General features: G+C 66.1%; 2 protein-coding genes. Both read left to right on the top strand.

Annotation, left to right across the window (positions count from 1 at the left end; translation table 11 throughout):
* Positions 1-607 precede the first annotated feature (607 nt).
* Positions 608-1,477 carry a hypothetical protein gene (locus ACO1BR_RS43910; protein ID WP_426800721.1) on the top strand — a complete coding sequence of 290 codons (870 nt, stop codon included), beginning with the start codon at positions 608-610 and terminating at the stop codon, positions 1,475-1,477.
* 1,157 nt (positions 1,478-2,634) lie between these two features.
* Positions 2,635-3,078 (top strand): nuclear transport factor 2 family protein, encoded by a 444-nt coding sequence (locus tag ACO1BR_RS43905; RefSeq protein WP_426800720.1) that lies wholly within the window; start codon positions 2,635-2,637, stop codon positions 3,076-3,078.
* Positions 3,079-3,271 lie beyond the last annotated feature (193 nt).

The raw sequence follows: 3,271 nt of genomic DNA, 5'->3' as shown, positions 1-3,271 counted from the left end.
GCTGGTGCTGACCGCCACCGTCCACGCGGTCCGACGGACGGCGAAGGCCCAGCGCGAGCACCTTCGCTAGGGGCGTGACTCAGCAGGCGGCCCCGGAGCGGCGGGTCCTGGAGCCGGGCGGCCGGGTCACACGGTGGCTTACTCGGGCCGCAGTGGTGCGGGGCCGGGCTGCAGGGCAGCGCGGACGATTTGCTGGCGAGTGAGGCGGCAGCGGGGGCATGAGGGTGACGGCGCTGCGGCCTGCCCGGGATTGCGTCCATCGCACAGAGCCGAACGCCCTGCCGCAGACGGTACATCGGCGCAGCCGCCCTATCGGACGCGCCCCATCGTGGCGTGGAACGAGGAGGGCGAACAGCTTGTCGTGGGCGACGGTGGATACCCATGAGGTGCCTTCAAACGCCTGGCCAGAGCGTTCCTCGTATCTTTCCGGCCGGATCTTCTGAGTGACAGGAGAAAACAGGGGAGAACGGTGTGGGGTGCCCTCTGCGAACACCAGCAGAGACAGAGGGGATCGGCGCATCCCCCATCGGGGCAGGTGGAGTTGGGCGAGGCTGGAACACACAGGGCGGCCTTTCCGGACGCGGGTGACAGTGGAAGGGTCACCTGCATGACTGAGGAGAAGAAGACCCCAGCTGATCCCCCGTTCTACATCTCGAAGGACGAGGAAAGGCGGCTGCGTCTCGCTGCCGAAAAGATCTCCCCCTCGCTGGTCATCGCCCAGGCGTCGTCGTTCGACGAATATGTGCGTCAGCTCATGGTCCCGCCAGCGGTCATGGATCTGGCGCGCAAGGCGGCGGACATTCGGTTCTCGGCCTGGGAGATCGAGGGCATCCGCGAACTCCTGGCCCCGGGCACGGGCGGCACGGTGCCGCTGCTACGGCAAATCCTGATCAAGAAGGCGGAGCTCGACCCCAGTCACCCGCCCTATATCAGGGTGGCCTGCACGGGCAAGGGCGACTACGACGACCTCGCCGCGGCGCACGGGTACGAGGTGACTCACGAGGGCGACTACGGGTCGCCGGTGGTGCTGGAAATCTGGCCGGCCCAGCACTACTCGCCGATGCATTCGCACGGCGAAACCACTGGCATCGTCTACTGCCTCGCCGGGCAGCTCGACGTGATGTCCTATGCCACCCTCGACTGGAACGCGGAAAAACGCGGGCTGGTCACGCTCACGCCAGGTCAGTGCGCCTGGCTGACCAAGGACAACTACGCGGTGCACAAGGTGTTCTGTCCCCTGGACGGCGGACCCAACCCCACCAAACTGCTCAACGACACAGGCGATTTCGGAGCCAGTTTCCACGTCTACCTCAACCGCGACGAATTGCGGGTGGCGGTCGACGACTCGGAATCGCGGGACGCCTTCGACTACATCGACGAGGACGCCCCCCACGAGAAGAAGCAGTTCCAGACGTACTCGGACCTCTCCTGGCGCGTCCTGCGGAGCGTTCTGGCGAAGAACGCGCGGGACTGGTAACCGGCCGACCAACCGAGTATGGCAATACTGCCTGGCTCCACCAGCGCCGCCTCGCCTCGATCCGGAACCGCTCCGATCACCGTCAGAGCCAGGCACTCGCGGCCAGCGAGGCGGCGCCCGATCGCGCCGCTATCACACGAGTCCCGCCTGCATCGACCAGGTGCCGAGCTGCCATCGACGTAAAATGAATTCGTAACGGACGAATGCATCATCGAGCACGTCAGCCCCACCGTTATCCGATGTAGCGTCAAGCACGCTATGATCTGGGTCTTTATCGCTATTGCCTTGGTCCTTGGCAGCGCAACAATTTGGATGTCATTGCGTACCAGGCGTCTGCGGTAGGAGAGTGTCGGCTGGCACGCTGATGTCGTGGCGGGAGCCGCGGGATCGTGCTGCTGGCTGGTGGCGCCGGTCTGGGTCTGGTTGTCGCGGCGTGCGCGGGCTGCGGAGGATGCGGATGCGTTGTGGGCGCGGTCGTGGATTTGCCGGCGGTGCCCGGCGGTGTTCCCGCGGAAGGATGCTGTCGCGGCGTAAGTTCCGTGCGTGAGTAGGCCCCGCCCCTCCTGGGGCTGGGCGTCTTCGGGTCTGTGCGCCGCGCGTTGGCGCAAGTNGTCGTGGATTTGCCGGCGGTGCCCGGCGGTGTTCCCGCGGAAGGATGCTGTCGCGGCGTAAGTTCCGTGCGTGAGTAGGCCCCGCCCCTCCTGGGGCTGGGCGTCTTCGGGTCTGTGCGCCGCGCGTTGGCGCAAGTGTTGCCTCGACGGCAGGTGGTTCCAGCTTCTATCTCGCTCTGTTGCTGCTGGCCGCTGCCCCACTCAGAGGGGGAGCGGCCAGCAGCGGTCAGCTCAGTTCGTCGGCACCCAGTGAGCGCCGCATCGCTGTATGGATTCGTACTTTCCTCGCCCGCCCGTGTAGCGCTTGTCACCAGGCAGCGTGCCCTGGGCTGCGAAGTCGCGGATGTCGCGCAGCCGCCAGAACGTGCCTTCCGACGGCGGGGGTGCGAGACGGGGCGCCCCTGGGTCATCCACGTCATTGGCCCAGTGGATCTCGGTGATGGGCTTGCCTTACTCCAGAGGGAATCGCCGCGGCTTGCTCGCGCTGGCAAGAATGACGATCTCTCCACGTCGACAGGACGTGGACCAGGAGGGGAGAGGTTTGCCATGTCCATTGCCGCAACTGCGAACACGCGCGCCGTGGTTGAGGAACTGCTACGCAGGATCGGTGAGGGCGACCCTGAGCGCATCGCTGAACTGTATGCGGAGCGGGGTGATTGGAAGCTGGACTGGCCGGAGGCCGAGCACGGCCGTGCTGCCACGCCGTGGATCCGTCACCGGTCCACCCGGGCCGACGCAGCCGCCCACTATCGCGAGCTTGCCGAGCACCATATCCCGGAACAGGTAGCGACCGAGGTCGAGCGCATCCTCATCGATGGGAACGAGGCGGTCGTGCTCGGTGAGATCCGGCAGACCGCCCGGCCGACCGGCCGTGCGTATCGCGCGCGGTTCGCCCTGCACCTCACCGTCGAAGACGGTCTTGTCACCCGACATCATGTCTACGAGGACAGCCTTGCTGTTGCCCAGGCATTTGAGGCGGAGTCGCGGTAAACGGCCATCAAGGCGATCGTGAAGATGCCGGTCACAGTCACTCTTGATCATTCGCCGGGGTACGCGGTGCAGTGGCTTCTGCCGGTGGCCGCCGCGCCGTGTCCCGTGTCGTGCATAGCTACTTGCCCCTGAAGAAGTCTGGATCGGCGTTGGGTTGACCTCTGGGGAGAGCTGGTGAGAGCGGCCCCTTGGC

Source organism: Streptomyces sp. YGL11-2, from assembly GCF_050054615.1.
Classification (GTDB): Bacteria; Actinomycetota; Actinomycetes; order Streptomycetales; family Streptomycetaceae; genus Streptomyces.
Note: the sequence above shows the minus strand (reverse complement) of the source record. Positions and strands in the feature narration are given on the sequence as shown.